At 73.1% G+C, this 18,218-nt stretch carries 19 protein-coding genes and 1 pseudogene; 8 read left to right on the forward strand and 12 right to left on the reverse strand.

The window, feature by feature from the left end; translation table 11 throughout:
* Nucleotides 1-169: 169 nt before the first annotated feature.
* Both ACZ6JY_RS25160 and ACZ6JY_RS25165 read left to right on the forward strand, forming a co-directional pair.
* The gene (locus ACZ6JY_RS25160) at nucleotides 170-1,162 is read left to right on the forward strand and encodes a GlxA family transcriptional regulator (RefSeq protein ID WP_469199060.1); all 993 of its coding nucleotides are present in this window, start codon (nucleotides 170-172) and stop codon (nucleotides 1,160-1,162) included.
* A gap of 109 nt (nucleotides 1,163-1,271) precedes the next feature.
* The gene (locus ACZ6JY_RS25165; protein WP_469199062.1) at nucleotides 1,272-1,895 is read left to right on the forward strand and encodes an isochorismatase family protein; all 624 of its coding nucleotides are present in this window, start codon (nucleotides 1,272-1,274) and stop codon (nucleotides 1,893-1,895) included.
* Nucleotides 1,896-1,914: 19 nt separating this feature from the next.
* On the opposite strand, the gene ACZ6JY_RS25170 is transcribed toward ACZ6JY_RS25165, so the two are convergent.
* From ACZ6JY_RS25170 to ACZ6JY_RS25180, 3 genes are read right to left on the reverse strand one after another with little or no spacing between them, the layout of a single operon-like run.
* Nucleotides 1,915-2,667 (reverse strand): SDR family oxidoreductase, encoded by a 753-nt coding sequence (locus tag ACZ6JY_RS25170; RefSeq protein ID WP_469199064.1) that lies wholly within the window; start codon nucleotides 2,665-2,667, stop codon nucleotides 1,915-1,917.
* Nucleotides 2,664-3,884, reverse strand: a complete 1,221-nt coding sequence (locus ACZ6JY_RS25175; protein ID WP_469199066.1) for an acyl-CoA dehydrogenase family protein — start codon at nucleotides 3,882-3,884, stop codon at nucleotides 2,664-2,666. The genes ACZ6JY_RS25170 and ACZ6JY_RS25175 overlap by 4 nt, the downstream gene beginning before the upstream one ends.
* 20 nt (nucleotides 3,885-3,904) lie before the next feature.
* On the reverse strand, nucleotides 3,905-4,573 hold the full coding sequence (locus tag ACZ6JY_RS25180; protein ID WP_469199068.1) for an HAD family hydrolase: 669 nt from the start codon (nucleotides 4,571-4,573) through the stop codon (nucleotides 3,905-3,907).
* 185 nt (nucleotides 4,574-4,758) lie between these two features.
* Between ACZ6JY_RS25180 and ACZ6JY_RS25185 the strand changes: the two genes are divergently transcribed.
* Both ACZ6JY_RS25185 and ACZ6JY_RS25190 read left to right on the forward strand, forming a co-directional pair.
* Complete coding sequence (locus ACZ6JY_RS25185) at nucleotides 4,759-5,700, forward strand: alpha/beta fold hydrolase (RefSeq protein WP_469199070.1); 942 nt, start codon at nucleotides 4,759-4,761, stop codon at nucleotides 5,698-5,700.
* Between the two features lie 49 nt (nucleotides 5,701-5,749).
* Complete coding sequence (locus ACZ6JY_RS25190; protein ID WP_469199072.1) at nucleotides 5,750-6,415, forward strand: TetR/AcrR family transcriptional regulator; 666 nt, start codon at nucleotides 5,750-5,752, stop codon at nucleotides 6,413-6,415.
* 6 nt (nucleotides 6,416-6,421) lie between these two features.
* Here ACZ6JY_RS25190 and ACZ6JY_RS25195 read toward each other — a convergent pair whose 3' ends face one another.
* The 3 genes and pseudogenes from ACZ6JY_RS25195 to ACZ6JY_RS25205 form a co-directional block, all read right to left on the reverse strand.
* Complete coding sequence (locus ACZ6JY_RS25195; RefSeq protein ID WP_469199074.1) at nucleotides 6,422-7,378, reverse strand: LysR family transcriptional regulator; 957 nt, start codon at nucleotides 7,376-7,378, stop codon at nucleotides 6,422-6,424.
* A 50-nt stretch (nucleotides 7,379-7,428) separates the two neighbouring features.
* Nucleotides 7,429-8,304: an LLM class flavin-dependent oxidoreductase gene (locus ACZ6JY_RS25200; RefSeq protein ID WP_469199076.1), complete on the reverse strand. Its 876-nt coding sequence runs from the start codon at nucleotides 8,302-8,304 to the stop codon at nucleotides 7,429-7,431.
* A gap of 65 nt (nucleotides 8,305-8,369) precedes the next feature.
* A pseudogene (locus ACZ6JY_RS25205) lies at nucleotides 8,370-8,595 on the reverse strand (CGNR zinc finger domain-containing protein); the annotation flags it as partial.
* Here ACZ6JY_RS25205 and ACZ6JY_RS25210 point away from each other — a divergent pair.
* The 4 genes from ACZ6JY_RS25210 (at nucleotide 8,498) to menC (ending at nucleotide 12,257) form a co-directional block, all read left to right on the forward strand.
* The gene (locus ACZ6JY_RS25210) at nucleotides 8,498-8,974 is read left to right on the forward strand and encodes a GNAT family N-acetyltransferase (protein WP_469199078.1); all 477 of its coding nucleotides are present in this window, start codon (nucleotides 8,498-8,500) and stop codon (nucleotides 8,972-8,974) included. The pseudogene ACZ6JY_RS25205 and the gene ACZ6JY_RS25210 sit on opposite strands and share 98 nt — an antisense overlap.
* Before the next feature lie 175 nt (nucleotides 8,975-9,149).
* The gene (locus ACZ6JY_RS25215; RefSeq protein ID WP_469199419.1) at nucleotides 9,150-10,241 is read left to right on the forward strand and encodes a M20 family metallopeptidase; all 1,092 of its coding nucleotides are present in this window, start codon (nucleotides 9,150-9,152) and stop codon (nucleotides 10,239-10,241) included.
* Nucleotides 10,242-10,281: 40 nt separating this feature from the next.
* Nucleotides 10,282-11,067, forward strand: coding sequence for a GNAT family N-acetyltransferase (locus ACZ6JY_RS25220; RefSeq protein ID WP_469199080.1), 786 nt, complete (start codon nucleotides 10,282-10,284; stop codon nucleotides 11,065-11,067).
* An 89-nt stretch (nucleotides 11,068-11,156) separates the two neighbouring features.
* Nucleotides 11,157-12,257, forward strand: coding sequence for an o-succinylbenzoate synthase (gene menC / locus ACZ6JY_RS25225; RefSeq protein WP_469199082.1), 1,101 nt, complete (start codon nucleotides 11,157-11,159; stop codon nucleotides 12,255-12,257).
* Nucleotides 12,258-12,329: 72 nt separating this feature from the next.
* Here menC and ACZ6JY_RS25230 read toward each other — a convergent pair whose 3' ends face one another.
* The 6 genes from ACZ6JY_RS25230 to ACZ6JY_RS25255 form a co-directional block, all read right to left on the reverse strand.
* Entirely contained in the window at nucleotides 12,330-13,658 is a 1,329-nt protein-coding gene (locus tag ACZ6JY_RS25230) for an MFS transporter (protein ID WP_469199084.1), read from the reverse strand.
* A complete protein-coding gene (locus tag ACZ6JY_RS25235; RefSeq protein ID WP_469199086.1) occupies nucleotides 13,655-14,287 on the reverse strand; it encodes an ArsR/SmtB family transcription factor in 633 nt (210 codons plus the stop codon). The genes ACZ6JY_RS25230 and ACZ6JY_RS25235 overlap by 4 nt, the downstream gene beginning before the upstream one ends.
* A 95-nt stretch (nucleotides 14,288-14,382) precedes the next feature.
* Nucleotides 14,383-15,423 (reverse strand): NAD(P)-dependent alcohol dehydrogenase, encoded by a 1,041-nt coding sequence (locus ACZ6JY_RS25240; protein ID WP_469199421.1) that lies wholly within the window; start codon nucleotides 15,421-15,423, stop codon nucleotides 14,383-14,385.
* A gap of 47 nt (nucleotides 15,424-15,470) precedes the next feature.
* Nucleotides 15,471-16,259, reverse strand: coding sequence for an SDR family NAD(P)-dependent oxidoreductase (locus tag ACZ6JY_RS25245; protein WP_469199088.1), 789 nt, complete (start codon nucleotides 16,257-16,259; stop codon nucleotides 15,471-15,473).
* A 14-nt stretch (nucleotides 16,260-16,273) separates the two neighbouring features.
* Entirely contained in the window at nucleotides 16,274-16,906 is a 633-nt protein-coding gene (locus ACZ6JY_RS25250) for a TetR family transcriptional regulator (protein ID WP_469199090.1), read from the reverse strand.
* A gap of 95 nt (nucleotides 16,907-17,001) precedes the next feature.
* Nucleotides 17,002-18,198 carry a serine hydrolase domain-containing protein gene (locus ACZ6JY_RS25255; protein ID WP_469199092.1) on the reverse strand — a complete coding sequence of 399 codons (1,197 nt, stop codon included), beginning with the start codon at nucleotides 18,196-18,198 and terminating at the stop codon, nucleotides 17,002-17,004.
* Nucleotides 18,199-18,218: the final 20 nt, after the last annotated feature.

An 18,218-nucleotide genomic window follows, 5' to 3' on the forward strand; every position in this document is an offset into this window, starting at 1 on the left:
ACCTCCCTCTTCCGGCTCTCGGGGGGAGGAGGTCCTCTTCCCCTTCTATTTCCCCCCCCCCCCCCCCCCCCCCGCTTCCGTGTGCCCGGACACCCGGACCGGCGCCATGTCCGGATGTGACAGGGAATCGTCATTGCGGTCGTCCCGGGGCGCCCGCGAGGATGGCCGCATGCCCACCACACACCGCGTCGTCATCGCGGTCTTCCCCGATGTCGATCTGCTCGACGTCACAGGCCCTGCCGAGGTCTTCTCGCTGGCCAACCGGGAGACCGGGGGCCGCGCCGGCTACGAGGTCCTGCTCGCGGGGCCCGAGGCCGGTGCGGTCCGCACGTCGGCGGGCGTGCGGCTGCTCACCGATCTGGCGTTCGCCGAGACCGGCGGACGGGTCGACACCCTCCTGGTGCCCGGCGCGGTCGACATGACCGACGACGGGCCCGTCGCCCGCATCGACGCCGAGGTCGTGGCGTGGCTGGCGGCGACCGCCCCGCGGACCCGGCGGGTGGCCTCGGTGTGCGTGGGCGCCCACCTGCTCGCCGCGGCCGGGCTCCTGGACGGCAAGACGGCGACCACGCACTGGTCGACCGCCGCCCAGCTCGCCGCCGACCACCCGGCCGTCACGGTCGACCCCGACCCCATCTACGTACGGACGGACCACGGGCGGCTGTGGACCGGGGCCGGGATCAGCGCCTGCCTGGACCTGGCGCTCGCCCTGGTGGCCGAGGACCAAGGCGAGGAGGTCGCCCTCGCGGTGGCCCGGCAGCTCGTGATGTACCTCAAGCGCCAGGGCGGCCAGAGCCAGTTCTCCGTACCGCTCAGCCTCCCCGCGTCGGCCCGCAGGGACATCGACGCGCTCCGGGCCTTCATCGCCGACCACCTCGCGGAGGACCTGTCGGCGGCGGCGCTCGCCGCCCGGATGTGTCTGAGCGAGCGGCACTTCGCGCGGGTCTTCAAACAGGAGACGGGCACCAGCGCCGCCGACTATGTCGAGGCCGCCCGGGTGGAGGCCGCCCGCCGGCTGCTCGAAGGCACCGACCGCTCCCTGGAACAGGTCGCCGCCGCGTCCGGACTCGGCTCGGTCGAGACGCTGCACCGGGCGTTCCGCCGGCAGTTGGCCAGCACACCCGGCGCCTACCGCCGCCGCTTCCGCGTCCGGACCAGCTGACCCCACCGCCGCCCTCTCGACGACTCTCCCTCACGGCGAGCAGCCGCGGGCACTCCCGCGGCCTCACACCTGTGGGCAGACCCGTCTGCCCCTCAACGAAAGGCACCTCATGAGCACCGACCGCCCCTCCACGACCCTGCGTGACGTGATCGGTCTGGACGGCCGGCCGCCCCGCCTCGGCGAGAGCGCCCTGGTCATGATCGACTTCCAGAACACCTACCGCACCGGCGTCATGGCCCTGCCCGGCGCCGACGCGGCGCTCGCGGCGGGCGCCCGGCTGCTCGCACGGGCCCGTGCCGCGGGTACGCCGGTCGTCCACGTCGTCAACGACGGCGGCGAGAACACCCCGTACGACATCCGCGCCCACATCGGGGCCATCATCGACGAGGTGGCCCCGGTGGACGGTGAGACCGTGGTGGTCAAGCAGGTCCCCGACGCCTTCCACGGCACGGATCTGGAGAAGACGCTCAGCGGCCTGGGCTTCGCCCCGGACGGCGGCAAGGACCTCGTACTCGCCGGGTTCATGACGCACATGTGCGTCAACTACACCGCTCAGGGCGCCTTCAACCGCGGCTACCGGCCGACCGTCGTCGCCGAGGCCACCGCCACCCGGCCGCTCGCCGCCCCGGACGGCACGGTCCTGTCCGCCGACGCCCTCCAGAGCGCCGCGCTGACGGCCGTCACCGACCTGTTCGGCACGGTGGTGGCGACCGTCGACGCGCTCCCCGCCTGACCCCGGGGGGCGGCGGCGCTCAGAGGGCGCCGTTGCCCAGCAGTTGTCCTCCGTCGACGACGAGGGTCTCCCCGGTGATCCAGCGCGCCCCGTCGCCGGCGAGGAACGCCACGGCCTCCCCCAGGTCCTCGGGCTCGCCGATGCGGCCGAGCGGGGTGGCCGCGGCGATCCGCGTCTCGTTCTCCTGCCAGAGCGCCTCGGCGAGCCTGGTCCGTACGACGCCGGGCGCGATGGCGTTCACGCGTACCTTCGGGCCGAGTTCCAGCGCGAGCTGCTTGGTGAGGTGGATGAGCGCGGCCTTGGAGACGTGGTAGACGCCGACGTCGTGGGCGACCGAGAGACCGCCGATCGAGGCGGTGTTGACGATCGAGCCGCCGTGCTCGCCCATCCACGCCTTCACCGCGAGCGACGTCCACAGGATCGGCGCCCACAGGTTGACGTCCATGGTCTTGGCGAAACGGGCGTGGTCCTGGTCGATGACCGGGCCGTGGGCGGGGTTCGTACCGGCGTTGTTGACCAGGACGTCGAGCCGTCCGTACGACGCCACGACGTGCTCGACGCAGGCGCGGGCGGCCTCCTCGTCGGTGGCGTGCGCGCCGAAGCCGGTCACGCCGTCGCCGAGCCGGGCCGCCGCCTCCTTTGCCCGCTCCTCGCTGCGCGAGGTGATCACCACCTGCGCGCCGCGGTCCCGCAGGGCCGCGGCCGCCGCCAGGCCGATGCCCCGCGAGGCACCGGTGACCAGGGCGACCTTGCCCTCCAGCGGCCCGCTCACCCGGCGTTCCGCTCGGTCGCGCGGCGGCGCAGCTCCCGCAGGGCGATGCTCCGCTTGTGCACCTCGTCGGGGCCGTCGGCAAGACGCAGGGTGCGCAGGTGCGCGTACATGCTCGCGAGCGGGAAGTCGTCGGAGACTCCCCCGCCACCGTGCACCTGGATCGCGCGGTCGATGACCTTCAGGGCCGCCTGGGGCGCGGCGACCTTGATCGCGGCGATCTCGGTACGGGCCTCCTTGTTGCCGACGGTGTCCATCAGATGCGCGGCCTTGAGCGTGAGCAGCCGGGCCATCTCGATCTCGATGCGGGACTCGGCGATCCAGTCCTGGATGTTGGCCCGGTCGGCGAGGGGCGCGCCGAACGTCGTACGGGACTGGGCGCGGTCGATCATCAGGTCGAGGGCGCGCTCGGCCATGCCGATCGTGCGCATGCAGTGGTGGATGCGGCCGGGGCCGAGCCGGGCCTGGCTGATCATGAAGCCGTCGCCCTCGCCCGCGAGCAGGGCGGTGTGCGGGACGCGTACGTCCTCGAAGAGCACCTCGGCGTGGCCCTCGCGGTCCTGGTAGCCGAAGACGGGCAGGTTGCGCAGGACGGTGACGCCCGGGGTGTCCAGCGGGACGACCATCATGCTCTGCTGCCGGTGGCTCGGCCCTTCCGGGTCGGTCTTGCCCATCACGATGAGCACCCGGCAGTTCTTGTGCAGGGCGTTGGAGGTCCACCACTTGCGGCCGTTGAGGACGTAGTCGTCGCCGTCGCGCACCATGCGCATCTCGATGTTGCGGGCGTCGGAGCTGGCCACGGCGGGTTCGGTCATCGCGAACGCGGAGGCGATCTCACCCGCGAGCAGCGGCTTGAGCCACTTCTCCTTGTGCTCTTCGGTGCCGAAGAGGGTGAGGACCTCCATGTTGCCGGTGTCCGGGGCGTTGCAGTTGGTGGCCTCGGGGGCGAGGTGCGCGCTGCGGCCCATGATCTCGGCGAGCGTGGCGTACTCCAGGTTGGTCAGACCGGGGCCCCACTCCGGGTGCGGGTGGAAGAGGTTCCACAGGCCCTGCTTCTTCGCCTCGGTCTTGAGCTCTTCGAGCACCGGCGGGTGGAAGTGCGGGTCGCCGGACTCCGCCATCTGCGCCTCGTACACCGCCTCGGCCGGGTAGATGTGCTCGTCCATGAAGGCGAGCAGCCGCTCCTGGTACTCCTTGGCCCTGTCACTGACGTCGAACACGGGGTCCTCCCACGGTGCTGTTATCGGCTGTGCCTGTTGCTGTGCCCGTTGCTGTGCCTGTTGCTGTGCGTGCGCGTGGCGCCGAGGAGCCGCGCCAGTTCCGCGGTCGTCGTGGCCGCGTCACGGTGTACCACTCCCGCGATGCCGAGCCGCGCCGCCGCGTCGATGTTCTGCCGCAGATCGTCCACCATGACGGTGGCCTCGGGCGGGGCGCCGAGCCGCTCGCAGGCGATCGCGTACGCCCGGCGCGAGGGCTTGCGCACGCCGATCCGGCCGGAGACCGTGACGGCGTCGAACATCGCGGGCAGGTCGAAGCCCGCGTAGCAGTCGTCGCCCAGGGAGTTGGAGAGCAGTCCGACGCGGTGGCCGTCGGCCCGCAGCCGGGCCACGAGGGCGATCATGCCGTGGTCCGGGCGCAGCCGTGCCTGCAAGCGGCTCACCAGGCCGGGGCCCTCGACCGCCAGGCCGTGCGCCCGCAGCCGGGCCGCGAAGCCGTCCTCGAACTCCCGCTCGCCGATGCGCCCTTCCTCGTGCGCCACGAGCAGCGCGGAGCTTTCGCGGTCCCGCGAGAGGAGCCGCAGCGGTAGCCCCGGGTCGCCGCCCAGCTCCGCGCCGAGCTCGGCGAAGGCGGTGACCACGCTGGTGGTGAGCACGCCGCCGAAGTCGAAGAGCACCGCCCGGTCACTCATCGCCGTCCCCCTGCCCGAGCCGTGGTCCCGCCGTCGTCGCGTCTTACCGCGGACCGTACTTGAATCCGGGTTCATGTTCAATGGTGACCGGACGCCACCCGGCACACCCCGCACCGTCCGCGGCTCCCTGTACATTCGAATCCAACGTCAAGTTCAACACCGGCGAGGCGACAGGAGCCCTGCGCATGACGACACACATTCCGGTCGGCGACTGGCAGCGCGTCGCGACCCGCGAGGTGACCGCGGGTGACATCACGCTGCGGGTGTTCGACCACGGCGAGGCGCGGCCGGGCAGGCCGCCGGTGGTGCTGTGCCACGGCTTTCCGGAGCTGGCGTTCTCCTGGCGCCACCAGCTCTTCGCGCTCGCCGACGCGGGGTACCGGGTCCTCGTCCCCGACATGCGCGGCTACGGGGGCAGCGGGCGTCCCGCCGACGTCGGGGCGTACGACATCCTGACGCTCTGCGGCGACCTGGCGGGGCTCCTCGACGACGTGGGCGCCGACGACGCCGTCTTCGTGGGGCACGACTGGGGCGCCTCCGTGGTGTGGAACATGGCCCTGGAGCGCCCCGAGCGGGTGCGGGCCGTGGCCGGCATGAGCGTGCCGGTCACCCCGCGGGCCCCCGCCCCGCCCCTGCCGATCCTGCGTTCGCGCATGGGCGACGACTTCTACATGGCGTGGTTCCAGGAGCCGGGCGTCGCGGACCGCGCGCTGAGCCGCAACGTGCGCAGGACGATGACCGCGCGGGAGATCTACTCCGACAGGTGGGCCGCCCGCGTGGACGAGGAGGCGGTGGCGCCCCGGTGGCTGAGCGAGGAGGAACTCGCGTACTACGTCGACACGTTCACGGAGACCGGCTTCACCGGCGGGCTCAACTACTACCGCAACCTGGACCGCAACTGGGCGCTCACCGAGCACCACGAGGGCCGCACCATCGACTGCCCCTCACTGTTCGTCACCGGTTCCCAGGACGTCGTCGGGCAGTTCATGCCCGCCAAGGGGCTCGACCGGATACTGACCGACCTGCGCGGACACGTCGTCCTCGACGGCGCGGGCCACTGGATCCAGCAGGAGCGGCCGGAAGAGGTGAACGCCGCGCTCCTCGGCTTCCTCTCCACGGTCGGCTGATAACATCCGCTGCCTCCGGTTACGTACGGTTTCGAACGACAGTGAATGGATGGCGGTGGCTGCCCAGGCCCCGGCCGCGGACGGCGGCCAGAAGCAACCGATCACGCCCCGCAGCGCGCGCGGCGTCAGGACGCGCAACGCGCTGATCGCCGCCGCCCGCGAGGTCTTCGAGCGCGACGGCTACCTGGACGCCCGGATCACGGACATCTCCAAGGCGGCACAGGTCGCCTCCGGGTCCTTCTACACGTACTTCAACAGCAAGGAAGAGATCTTCCGGGCGCTCGTCGAGCAGGTGCAGGAGGAGATGCTGCACCCGCATCTGCGCGAGCGCACCGGGATCACCGATCCCCGCGAGCTGATCGACGCCTCCAACCGTGAGTACCTGCGGGCGTACAAGAAGAACGCGCGGCTCATGGCGCTCTTCGAGCAGGTCGCGCAGGTCGACGAGGAGTTCATGGCGCTGCGCATCGAGCGGGGCAACGCCTTCGCCCGGCGCAACGCCAAGCTCATCCGCACCCTCCAGGAGAACGGCGAGGCCGACACGAGCCTCGACCCGCTGGTCACCGCGCACGCCCTGTCCGTCATGGTGAGCCGCATGGCCTACCTGGTGTTCGTGCTCGGCCAGCGCATTCCGTACGAGCGGCTCGTGACGACGCTGAACAAGATCTGGGAGAACGGTCTCCGGCTCGCGCCCGCGGAGCGGCAGGACGTGTGACCCCCCTCAGTCCTGGGCGCGCACCGACGCCAGCAGGTGATCGCGGACGAGGGCCACGTGCGGGTTCTCCGACGAGCCGGGGCGCTGCACGAGGTAGCCGGTGTTGATGGGCGGGTCGTCGGGGTCGTCGAGCAGGACCAGCGCCCCCGAGGCCAGTTCGTCCAGGCACAGATAGCGGGGCAGCACGCTGAACCCCGCTCCGCCCACCACGGCGGCCTTGACCGCCCGCAGGTCGGGCATGGTGAGCGCCGGCTGGCACACCAGGCGCCTGCCGTAGACGTGCCGCCAGTAGCGCCGGACGATGGGCAGGTCCTCGGCGTAGGCCACCAGGGGCACGCGGTGCAGCACCGCGGGGCCGTCGGCGGCGATCTTTCCCCGGCCGCCGATCCGCGCCGCCCACGAAGCGCCCGCGACCAGCACGAACTCCTCGTCCGCGAGCGGCACGGAGGCGAGCGCGCGCCCGCGAGGCCGGGCCGTGGCGATGACCAGGTCGTGCCGGCCCGAGCGCAGCTCCGCCAGGAGGTCGTCGGTGAGGCCCGTCGTGATCCGCAGCCGCACCCCCTTCTCCACCAGGGGCCCGAGGCCGGGCAGCACGCTGTGGGAGAGGAACTCCGCCGGGCCCGCCACATGGACCGGCTCGGCCTTGCCGTCGCCGCCGTGGCCCGCGACCTCGGCCAGGGCGTCCAGGGGCTCGCCGATGCGGGCGGCCAGCTCGTCGGCGAACGGCGCCGGGGCCGCGCCGCGCGGCGTCCGCGCGAACAGCTCACGGTCGAGCCGGCGCTCCAGGGAACGGATCTGGGCGGTGACGGTGGGCTGCGAGAGACCCAGGAGGTGGGCGGCGGCCGTGAAGGAGCCGGAACGGTAGACCGCGAGGAAGGTCCGGAGCTGGTTCAGGTCCAGCGACGCGGCCCCGGCGGCCACCTCGTCGCCCTGGCCCTGTCTTCCGTTCTCTCCTCTGTGCATGGGGCCGAGCCTATGGTCCGCCCGCCCCGGGGGCGCGGGGTGGGCCCCGGTCAGGGCAGCAGCGGGCCGACCTGGTCGGTGACGAAGCGGACGTAGCCCTCGGGGTCCGGCTCATCGGCGGTGGGCTGGAGGACCACGGTGTCGGCGCCCGCCTCGGCCAGCCGGACGACCGCCTTCACCACGTCCTCGGCGTCGCCCGCCACGCCGAGTCCCGGCACGTCCTCGTTGCCGTCGCGGCGCAGCTCGGCGTCCAGGCGTGCGCGCGCGTCGGGTCCGGTCGCGGCGTGGAGGTAGACCACCACGGGGTGCGCCTGGTCCGTGCGGCCCGCGGCCTCCCGGCCCTCGTCGATGAGCTGCCGTGCCCGGCGCACGCCGTCCGGCGGGGTACTGGCGTCCAGGATGGTGCCGTCCGCGGCCTCTCCGGTGAGCCGCACCGAGCGGGGGCCGCGCGCACCCGCGTAGACGGCGGGCGCCGCGGCGGGCGGCCAGTCGAGGGCGACACCGTCAAGGCGTACGTACCGGCCCTCGGTGGTGACGCGCTCGCCCGCGAGCAACGCCCGCATGGCGTCCAGGTGTTCGCGCAGCAGCGTCAGCGGGGACTCGGCCCGCGCGCCCACCTGCCCCATCCAGTCCTGTACGCCATGACCCACCCCGAGCATGACCCGGCCGGGGAAGAGCCGGTGCAGGGTGGCCGCCTCCATCGTGGCCAGCGCCACGTTGCGCAGGGGTACGGGAAGCAGGCCGACCCCCACGCGCAGCCGCTCGGACCAGGCGAGCGCCGCGGCGGCACTGGCGATCCCGCTCTCCAGGAAGCAGTCCTCCCAGAGCCACAGCTCCGCGAGGCCCGCCGCCTCGGCCTCGCGCACCATGTCGCGCAGCCGCTCGGGCGGGAGTTGGGGACGGAACACCATGCCGAGAGTCGTCATCCCGCCTTCCTATCGCGGTGGCCGCGGACGATCAACCGCGTTTTCCGGCAGGCCGGCCGCCACGGTTACGGCGACGGGGTGCGCGCCCGGTGACGACGGACCGCGTCACGGTTGGCGCACCGGTGGGAGCAGTAGCGCTGCCGCCCGGTGCGGGAGGTGTCGGAGCCTCGGGTGGGCGGTGGACTCGGCGAGCATGCGGTTGGCGAGGGCGGCACGCTCCTGCTCCTCGGTGGCGTCGACGACCTTCTCCCACGCGTCGAGCACGGCCCCGACGTGGTCCAAGTCCGCGGCGGCGACTACTTCAGCCCCCGGCGACCGGCGTCACGACCTCGCCGCCGTCCTGGCGGCGAAGCTGGCCTGCGAGAACGCGCGCATCCTGGTCGTGGACGGCGATCAGGGCCTCGCCGCCTGCGCCATCGGAACCGTCGAGGAGTGGTTTCCCGGACCGCACAACCGCAACGGCCGCGTCGGCCATGTGATCGGCGTGGTCACCGACCCCGCGTACCGGCGGCGCGGCCACAGCCGCGCCATCATGCGCACCCTGCTCGACTGGTTCCGCGAACAGGGCGCCTCCCGGGTGGACCTGTACGCATCGGCCGACGGCGAGCCGCTCTACCGCGGTCTCGGCTTCGTCGACCACCCCGATCCGGCGCTGTACTGGCGCCCGTGACGGCATGGACCCGTGCACCGCGGTTGGTCCATAGGGACGAACCGAGCCGCTCACCTTGGTCCGGCACGACGAACCGTTGATCATCGGTCTCCCTTAGCATCGCCAGCATGCTTTCGAATGGGAGGTCCCTGTGAGTGACACACCGACGGCCACACCCGCCGACCAGCTCTCCGCGATGGTCGCGGACCTGCGGGAACTGGTGGTCTGCGAGTCCTTCTCCGCGGACCTGGACGCCGTGGCGCACAGCGCCGACATCGTGGCCGCGCAGGGCGCCCGGCACCTCGGCGCACCGCCCGAGCGGATCGTCGTGGACGGGGTCACCCACCTGCGGTGGACGTTCGGCACACCGAAGGTCCTGCTCCTCGGCCACCACGACACCGTGTGGCCCATGGGTTCGCTCGTCACCCATCCGTGGTCGCTCCAGGACGGCGTCGCACGCGGCCCCGGCATCTTCGACATGAAGGCCGGGCTCGTGCAGATGTTCCACGCGCTGGGTTCGCTGCCCTCCCTGGAGGGGGTGTGCGTGCTGGTGACCGGGGACGAGGAGGTCGGCTCGGACACGTCACTGGCGCTCATCGAGGAGACGGCGCGGCAGTGCGTGGCGACCTTCGTCCTGGAGGCCTCCGCGGACGGTGGCGCGGTCAAGACCGGCCGCAAGGGGACGTCCGCCTACGAACTGGTGGTGCACGGCAAGGCGGCCCACTCCGGTCTCGAACCCGACAAGGGGATCAACGCGGCGATCGGGGCCGCGCACGTCACCCTCGCCCTGGAGGAGCTGGCCGCCGAGGTCAACACCGGGGCGCCCGAGGACTGGCGGACCACCGTGACGCCGACCATGTCCTGGGCGGGCTCGACGACCAACACGGTGCCGGCCGAGGCCACCGTCTGCGTCGACGTACGCGTACCCACCCTGGACGCGCAGAAGTCGGTGGACGCCGCGATACGGCAACTGAAGGTGCCGGTTCCCGGGGCGCGTCTCGAGGTGCGCGGCGGGCCCAACAGGCCGCCGCTCGAAGCCGCCTCGTCCGCCGGCCTGTTCGAGCGGGCGAGCGCGATCGCCGCGCGTCAGGGCATCGGGCCGCTGCGCTCCGCCGCGGTCGGCGGGGCGTCCGACGGCAACTTCACCGCCGGGTTCGGCTGCCCGACGCTGGACGGCCTCGGTGCCGTGGGCGGCGGGGCGCACGCCGACCACGAGCACGTGATCGTCGCCGAGATGGTGCCCCGGGCACGGCTCCTGGCGGCCCTGGTCGAGGAGGTGGCCCGGTGAGCGCGCCCACCGTCCGGGGCCGGACCGAGGGGGTGGCCCGGTGAGTGACCTCTCCGTACGAGAACTGCACGATCTGCCCGATCTGGAGGCGGTCAACGCCCTCTTCGAGCGCATCTGGGGCTCGGGCCCCGGCGGCTCGCCCATGGGCGTCGAGCAGATGCGGGCGCTGTCGCACGCCGGCAACTACGTCGCGGGCGCGTACGCCGACGGCCGCCTGGTCGGCGCGGCCGTCGCCTTCTTCGCGGCTCCGGCAGGCCAGGCACTGCACTCGCACGTCACCGGCGCGCTGCCCGGCCACGCGGCGGGCCTCGCCCTGAAGCGGCACCAGCGCGAGTGGGCGCTGGCCCGCGGCCTCTCCAGGATCACCTGGACCTACGACCCGCTGGTGCGTCGCAACGCCCACTTCAACCTCACCAAGCTGGGCGCGCGCCCGGTGGAGTACCTCACCAGCTTCTACGGCCCCATGGACGACGCGATCAACGGCGGCGACGACACCGACCGCGCCCTGTGCGCCTGGGAGCTGTCCGACCCCGCGGTGGTCGCCGCCGCGGCCTCGGCCCCGCTCCCCGTGACCGTCCCCGCCGGCACGGTGACCGCCCTCGCGGCGCGGGACGGGCTGCCGGTCGTCGGCCGGCTCGACGCCCCCGCCCTGCTGGTCGGCGTCCCGCCCGATATCGAGGCGCTGCGCCGCGCCGACCCGGGGGCCGCCAAGGCGTGGCGGCTCGCGCTGCGCGAGGTGCTCGGCGGGCTGCTCGCCACGGGGGCCGCGGTCACCGGCTTCCACGACCGCTCCTCGTACGTGGTCGTCCGCGACACCACGGTCTGAGGCGCGCCGCCACGGCGCGCCTCCCCCTGCCCTTGCCGTACCCCTCTCCCTCCTCCCTCCTCCCGCCTCCCTTCTCAGGAGCCCGCACCATGAAGATCACCGGAATCGAACTGCGCCGGATCGCGATGCCCCTGCGGGCGCCGTTCCGTACCTCCTTCGGCGTGGAGACCGCGCGCGACGTCCTGCTCGTGCGCGTGGTCACGCCCGACAGCGAGGGCTGGGGCGAGTGCGTCGCCATGTCGGAGCCGCGCTACTGCTCCGAGTACGTCGACGGGGCGGCCGAAGTGCTGCGCCGCTTCCTCATCCCCGCCCTGCCCGCCGCGGCGGACGCGCACGCGGTGAAGCGCGCGCTGAAGCCCTTCAAGGGGCACAAGATGGCCAAGGCCGCCCTGGAGACGGCCGTGCTCGACGCGCAGTTGCGCGCCACGGGGCAGTCGTTCGGCGCCTACCTCGGCGCCGAGCGCGAGCGGGTGCCGTGCGGGGTGTCAGTCGGCATCATGGACTCGGTCCCGCAACTCCTCGACTCGGTGGGCGGGTTCATCGACGAGGGGTACGTCCGCATCAAGCTCAAGATCGAGCCGGGCTGGGACGTGGCGCCGGTGCGCGCGGTGCGCGAGCGGTTCGGTGACGATCTGCTGCTCCAGGTGGACGCCAACGCCGCCTACACCCTGGCCGACACCAGGCAGCTCGCCAAGCTGGACGACTTCGACCTGCTGCTCATCGAGCAGCCGCTGGCCGACGACGACCTCGTCCAGCACGCGGCGCTCGCGAAGCGGCTGCGTACGCCGGTCTGCCTGGACGAGTCGATCGAGTCCGCCGAGGACGCCGCCGCGGCGATCACGCTGGGCGCCGCCTCCATCATCAACGTCAAGCCGGGCCGCGTCGGCGGCTACCTGGAGGCCAAGGCCATCCACGACGTCTGTGTGGCCCACGGCGTCCCCGTGTGGTGCGGGGGGATGCTGGAGACCGGCCTCGGCCGCGCCGCCAACGTCGCCCTCGCCGCGCTGCCCGGCTTCACCCTCCCCGGCGACACCTCGGGGTCGAGCCGGTACTTCGCCACGGACGTGACCGAGCCGTTCGAACTCGCCGACGGTCACCTCGACGTGCCCACCGGGGCAGGGCTCGGCGTGGAGCCCCTCGACGAGATACTGGAGCGGGTGACGACGGCCAAGGAGTGGATCCAGCTGTAGGCACCGGCCCGGCACCGGACCCGCTCCGGCCCGAGCGCACCGGCCCGTGGCACCCCTCGGCCAGGCTTCGGCCTACCGGCTGCTCCCCGCGTCGGCCGGCAGCGGCCCCGGCTCCGGCTCCGTCGTAGGTGCGGCGCGGCGGGTCCAGAGCAGTGCGCCCACCGTGAGCGTGGCCACCCCGACCAGCCACGGCAGCGGGCCCGCGGGGAGCGCTCCGACGGCCAGGCCCGCGAGGGCGCAGGTCAGTTGGAGGGCGAGGGACTGAACCGACAGGGCCGTGGCGCGTACCGTCGGGGGCACTCGGCGGTGCAGCAGGTCGTTCTCGTTGGGGCCCGCCGCGCCGAGGCCCAGGTAGACCAGGGCGAAACCGGTCACCGCGAGGAGCATGGGCGCCGGGCCAGTGAAGGACGCCGTGGCGGCGAGCAGCAGCAGTCCGGCCGCGCCCGCCGCCATGCTCCACAGGACCGCGCGCCCGCCGTCCCCCGCGAGCCTGGCGGTGCGCGGCGCGAGGTGGCTGCCGAGCGCCGAGCAGAGGAACCCGGCGCAGGCGAGGCCCGCGAAGAGCACCGCGCCCGTCTCCGTGTCGCCGGTCAGGGCGGCGGCCCGGCCCGGCGTGAGCAGTTCGACCGCGGCGAGGGCGCCGCCCGCGGCCGCCGCGCTGAGCAGGACTCGGCGTACGAGTGTGTCGCCGCCGCCCAGTCGGAGGCCGGTCACGATGGTGGTGGGAACGCCGCGCAGCACCTCACGCAGGGTGGTGGGTTTCCTGGGCGGCTCGGGCAGCGCCGTCAGGACGTACACCACGAAGACGATGTCGAGGGCCGCGGCGAGCAAGGCGGGGACGGCGAGCGGGATCACCAGGCCGGAGGTGGTGCGCTCCAGCCATGCGCCGGGGTCGGGGCCGAGGCCGAGCAGCCAGGGCAGCGCGCCGCCCACCAGGGTGCCGACGGCGAGTGCTCCGGCGGTGGCCGCGCCGGCGCGGGCCAGGCCGGTGCGCAGGTCGGCGTCCGGGCCTGCGGAGGCGTGCACGGTGTCGACGTACCAGGCCTCGGCGGGGCCGCTGGACAGGGCGCGGCCCGCGCCCTTGACCGCCATGCCGAGCGCCAGTGCACCGGCGGTGGTGCCGAGTCCGCCCAGGGTGAAGGCGACCAGGTCGAGGAGGCCCGCGGCGACGAGGACGGCCCGGCGGCCCAGGACGTCGGAGAGCCCGCCCGTGGGGAGTTCGAGCACGGCGGCGGTCAGCGAGTGCGCGGCGAAGAAGCCCGAGATGGCGGCGAGGCTCATGCCGCGCTCGGTGAAGAGCAGCAGTTGCGGGGCGATGGCGAGGCCGAGCGGCAGCCAGAACAGGACGCTGACCGTGACGTAGCGGCGCCGCGCGGTGCGTATGTCCAGCGGTTTGGTCACCGTGAGCTCTCGGCGTCCGGCCCGGTGGCCCGGTCCTGCGCGCGGGGCGCCAGGGGCAGCCCCGCCGTGAAAACCACCGTCTGGAGGGCGCTCGGGTCCGACGCGTCGCGGGCGGTGAGCTCTGCGAGCTTCGCCTCGAACGTCTGCCACAGCTCGGTCAGGGACTCCGGGGTGAGGCGCGGCATGAGGTCGCTGATGCCCGCGGGCTCCAGCCACGGCTGATCGATCCGCCCGGCGGCGACGTCGCCCTCGTGGCGCTCGACCGTCTCCATGAGGTGCTGGATCTGGCGCCTGCGCATCACGCCGACGAAGTCACCGCTGCCGGGTGACTCCTCCATCGCCTGGTTGCTCCACGAGGTGACCTCGTGGACGGACCGCCAGCGGCGCTCCCTGCCGTCGCGCTGCTCCGCCTCGGCGACGAACGCGTACTTCGCCAGGACCCGCAGGTGGTAGCTGGTGGAGGCGGACGACTCACCGGTCACCGCCGCCAGCTCGGTCGCGGTGGCGGGTCCGTCGAAGCGCAGCAGACCGAGGAGCCTGATGCGGAGCGGATGCGTGAGCGCCTTGAGCGCCGCCGCGTCGCTCTCGGGGTCGAGTACGCGCCTCTTGTCGTCGCCGGGAGGAGTCATGGCGGGAGCGTACGGCGAACCACCCCGTTCGCAAAAGAAGTTTTGCAGAATTTCTTTTGCGGAGGGGGTGTGCGGATGGGTGGGAGTCCCGGGCGTCAGCCGTTCGGCAGGATCACCGCACGGCCGTTGACGCGTCCCGCGTGCAGGTTCTCGTACGCTTCCGGGGTGTCGTCCAGGGTGTAGGTCTCGACGTGGACGTCGATCGCGCCCGCGCGGGCCAGGTCGAGGACTTCGACCAGTTCCGCCCTGCTGCCCCAGTACGGGGAGCGGACGGCCACGTCGTACGCGGTCGTGCCGAAGCCGACGGACGCGGCTCCGCCGCCGATGCCGACGATGGAGACGTCCGCCTCGACGCCGGCGCAGGCGGCCGCCGTGGCGGCGGTGGGCGGCGCGCCGACGAAGTCGAACACCGCCTGGGCGCCGAGGCCGCCGGTCAGTTCACGCACCCGGCCCGCCGCGTGCTCGTCGGAAAGTACGGTCTCGTGGGCGCCGACCTCGCGGGCGAGACGCAGCTTCTCCTCGGTCACGTCCAGGGCGATCACCCGCGCCGGGGTCAGCGCGCGCAGGAGCTGGATGGCGACGTGGCCGAGGCCGCCGGTGCCGATGACCACGGCGGTGCTGCCGGGGGTCAGTTTCGGCAGGGCGGTCTTGATCGCGTGGTACGGGGTCAGTCCCGCGTCGGTGAGCGGCACGGCGGTCACCGGGTCGAGGTCGCCCAGGGGCACCAGGTGCCGCGGGTCGTCCACGATCATGTACTCGGCGATGGCGCCGGGCGCCCCGAGGCCGGGCGGGCGGATGCCGAGCTCGGCGGCGCGCGTGCAGTAGTTCTCCTTGCCCTGCGCGCACAGCAGACAGCTTCCGCAGCCCCAGGGCCCGTACACGGCGACGGAGTCCCCGAGTTCGAAGCCGGTGACTCCTTCGCCCAGGGCCGCGACCGTGCCCGCGCCCTCGTGGCCGAGGGTCAGCGGCAGCGGGAAGGCCAGCGCCTCGGCCGGCATGCTCATCACCGCGATGTCGGAGTGGCAGACGCCCGCCGCGGTGACCTTCAGGAGCACCTGGCCCGGCCCCGGCTCGGGGCGCGGGACGGTGACCACCTCGGGGGCGGCGCCGACGCTGCGGTACTGCACCGCCTTCATCTCTGTACGCATCTCTGTATGCCTCTCTGTACGCATCTCCGTATGCATCAGCGCGCCGCGTATCCGCCGTCGACCAGGTGGTAGCTGCCGTTGACGAACGACGCGCGGTCGGAGAGCAGGAACAGCGTCAGTTCGGCGACCTCTTCGGCCGTGCCGAGGCGGCCCTGCGGGTGCAGCGCGACGAGCTGCTCGCGCTGGGCGGTGTCGCCCTTGAGCAGCGGGGTGTCGATGAACCCGGGGGCGACCGCGTTGACCCGTACGCCCCGCGACGCGTACTCCACGGCGGCGGTCTTGGTGAGGCCGACGACCGCGTGCTTGGCGGCGGCGTAGGCGGGCGAGCCCGCGAAGCCGTTGGTGCCGAGGATGGAGGACATGTTGACGACGGCGCCGCCGCCCGCGGCGATGAGGTGCGGCAGCTCGTACCGCAGGGAGTAGAAGACGCCGTTGAGGTTGGTGTCGATGACTCGCTGCCAGTCCTCGACGGCGTACTCGCCGGTCGGGGCGGAGGCACCGGCGATCCCCGCGTTGTTCACGGCCAGGTGCAGCGCGCCGTACGTCCGGACGGCGGACTCGACGGCCTCGCGCACCGACTCGGGGTCGGTGACGTCGACCTTCACCGCGGTGGCCCGGCCGCCGGACGCGGTCAGCTCGCGGGCGACGTCCCGCGCGCCCGCTTCGTTGAAGTCGGCGACGACGACCGAGGCTCCCGCCCCGGCGAGGCGGCGGGCGACTTCGAGGCCGATGCCGGAGGCGGCTCCGGTGACGAGGGCGGTCCTGCCCGCGAACTCCGCCGGTGCGGCCGTGCCGGTGCTGGTGCTGGTGCTGGTGTTGCTCATGGTGGTGCCTGGTTTCAGTCGGTGGTGCTGGGTGCGGGTTCGGCGGCCAGCGCCGCGAACGCCGAGTCGATGAGGAGCGGGAGCGGGTCGCTCCCGCCCGGCGCGATCCAGAAGCGGACGGCCGTGGCGAACGCGCCGACCGCCAGCGAGACGGCGAGCGCGGGGCGCAGGTCGCGCTCGGCGTCCATGCCGAGGCGCCGTGCCACGATCAGCACGGATTCGGCCTCGGCCTCGTCCTGGACCCGCAGGTAGGCGGGGAGCAGCGAGGGCTCCGTGTGGAGCAGCCGCAGCAGGTCGCCCGAGCGGGGCAGCCGGTGCCAGGCGGTCGGTTCGCCGTCGAGCCAGGTCCGCAGGGCCCGGTAGTAGGCGGTGAGGGGGCTCTCGTCGACGGGCCGTGCGGCGAGCGCGGCGTTGATCCGTGCGAAGTCGGCGCGCAGGGCCTCGACCAGGGCGTCCTCCTTGCCGGAGAAGTACCGGGAGAAGGTGCGGCGGGAGACGTCGGCGCGTTCGCTGATCATCTCGACGGTGACCTGGTCGAGCCCGTGGGCGAGGGCCAGGTCCACGGCCGCGTCGGCCATGGCCTCCCGGCTCTCCTGCACCTTGCGGGTCCTGCGGCCCTCACTGCTGCGGCCCTCGTTGCTGCTCATGCCATCGACTGTACTCCTCGAACTGTCCCAACGGGACACATGACCCGTCGGGACAGTTCAAGGCCGGCCCGCCCGTCACGGTCCGTGGCCGGCGGTCACCCGAGGCTCTGCGGCAGCTTCGCGCCCTTCGGAGCGGGCGCCCCGCAGAACTCCGCCTCGATCACGTTGACGTACAGCGACGCGTCCGGCAGCCAGTCGCCGTTGACGTTGAACGTCAGCTCATGCTTGCCGTCGCGCGTGGCGACCATCGCGGAGAGCGAGCCGTTCGTACGGCCGCTCTTGCCCACCACCTTCACGCCGCAGGACAGCTCGGCGAACTCGACGCCGAGGCCGAATCCCGTGCCGTCGCCCGACGGGACCTCGTCGAGCATCTCCTTCAGCTGCGCGCGGGGCAGCAACCTGCCGCGGAGCAGGGCTCGTTGGAAGCGGTTGAGGTCGCCGGCGGTGGAGATGACGTCGCCGGACGCGCCGAGCCAGGTCATGTTCTGTTCGGTGGCGTCGATGACGGGCGCGTCGGGGGCGTCCTGGTGCAGCCGCGAGTAGCCGACCGGGTGCGGTTCCGGCATCCGGGGGTCTGCGCCGGGGAACGAGGTGCCGCGCAGCTTCAGCGGGCGGATGATGCGGCGGGTGACCTCGCGTTCGTAACCGCGGCCCGTCGCCTTCTCGATGACCATCCCGGCGATCACGAAGTTGGTGTTGGAGTACAGCGGCTTCTTCTCCGGGTCGGGGTGCGGCGGCTGTTTCAGGGCCAGCGCCACCAGTTCCTCGGGGGCGTGGTCGTCGTAGCGGTGGTCCGGGAAGCCGGGGCCCGCGGCGTCGTGCAGGAACTGCGGGTCGTCGGTGTGGTTGGCGATGCCGCTGGTGTGGTTGAGGAGCTGCCGCAGGGTGATCGCGGCGCCGTCGTAGCCGTTGCCCCGCACCAGGCCCGGCAGCCACTTCTCCACCGTGTCGTCCAGGTCGAGTCTCCCCTCCGCGTCGAGCTGGAGCAGGACCGTCGCGATGAACGTCTTGGTGATGCTGGCCCCGCGGAAGTGGTCACCGGCCGAACGCTCGCGCCCCGTGGCGGTGTCGGCGTGCCCGGCGGCCTCGAACCACGTCCCCCCGCCGTCACGGACCATGGCGGCCACTCCGGGCAGGCCCCCCTTCCCGACCAGGTCGTCCAGCGCCCTCGCGGTGGCCTCGTGCCCCGGCCCCCGGTCCGCGGCACGCGCCACCGGGGTGAGCGTCGCCGCCCCCAGGGCCCCCGTCACGGCCAGTGCGAACAGAGCGGTACATGCGGCTCGTTGCTTCATTGCGCGTCGCCTCCAAGTCA

Source organism: Streptomyces sp. NPDC046335 (assembly GCF_055587985.1).

Coding starts and splice junctions, on each gene's coding strand:
- ACZ6JY_RS25160 (WP_469199060.1), top strand. CDS start 170: ATGCCCACCACACACCGCGTCGTCATCGCGGTCTTCCCCGATGTCGAT.
- ACZ6JY_RS25165 (WP_469199062.1), top strand. CDS start 1,272: ATGAGCACCGACCGCCCCTCCACGACCCTGCGTGACGTGATCGGTCTG.
- ACZ6JY_RS25180 (WP_469199068.1), bottom strand. CDS start 4,573: ATGAGTGACCGGGCGGTGCTCTTCGACTTCGGCGGCGTGCTCACCACC.
- ACZ6JY_RS25185 (WP_469199070.1), top strand. CDS start 4,759: ATGACGACACACATTCCGGTCGGCGACTGGCAGCGCGTCGCGACCCGC.
- ACZ6JY_RS25190 (WP_469199072.1), top strand. CDS start 5,750: ATGGCGGTGGCTGCCCAGGCCCCGGCCGCGGACGGCGGCCAGAAGCAA.
- ACZ6JY_RS25195 (WP_469199074.1), bottom strand. CDS start 7,378: ATGCACAGAGGAGAGAACGGAAGACAGGGCCAGGGCGACGAGGTGGCC.
- ACZ6JY_RS25200 (WP_469199076.1), bottom strand. CDS start 8,304: ATGACGACTCTCGGCATGGTGTTCCGTCCCCAACTCCCGCCCGAGCGG.
- ACZ6JY_RS25210 (WP_469199078.1), top strand. CDS start 8,498: ATGCGGTTGGCGAGGGCGGCACGCTCCTGCTCCTCGGTGGCGTCGACG.
- ACZ6JY_RS25215 (WP_469199419.1), top strand. CDS start 9,150: ATGGTCGCGGACCTGCGGGAACTGGTGGTCTGCGAGTCCTTCTCCGCG.
- menC (WP_469199082.1), top strand. CDS start 11,157: ATGAAGATCACCGGAATCGAACTGCGCCGGATCGCGATGCCCCTGCGG.
- ACZ6JY_RS25235 (WP_469199086.1), bottom strand. CDS start 14,287: ATGACTCCTCCCGGCGACGACAAGAGGCGCGTACTCGACCCCGAGAGC.
- ACZ6JY_RS25240 (WP_469199421.1), bottom strand. CDS start 15,423: ATGAAGGCGGTGCAGTACCGCAGCGTCGGCGCCGCCCCCGAGGTGGTC.
- ACZ6JY_RS25245 (WP_469199088.1), bottom strand. CDS start 16,259: ATGAGCAACACCAGCACCAGCACCAGCACCGGCACGGCCGCACCGGCG.
- ACZ6JY_RS25250 (WP_469199090.1), bottom strand. CDS start 16,906: ATGAGCAGCAACGAGGGCCGCAGCAGTGAGGGCCGCAGGACCCGCAAG.
- ACZ6JY_RS25255 (WP_469199092.1), bottom strand. CDS start 18,198: ATGAAGCAACGAGCCGCATGTACCGCTCTGTTCGCACTGGCCGTGACG.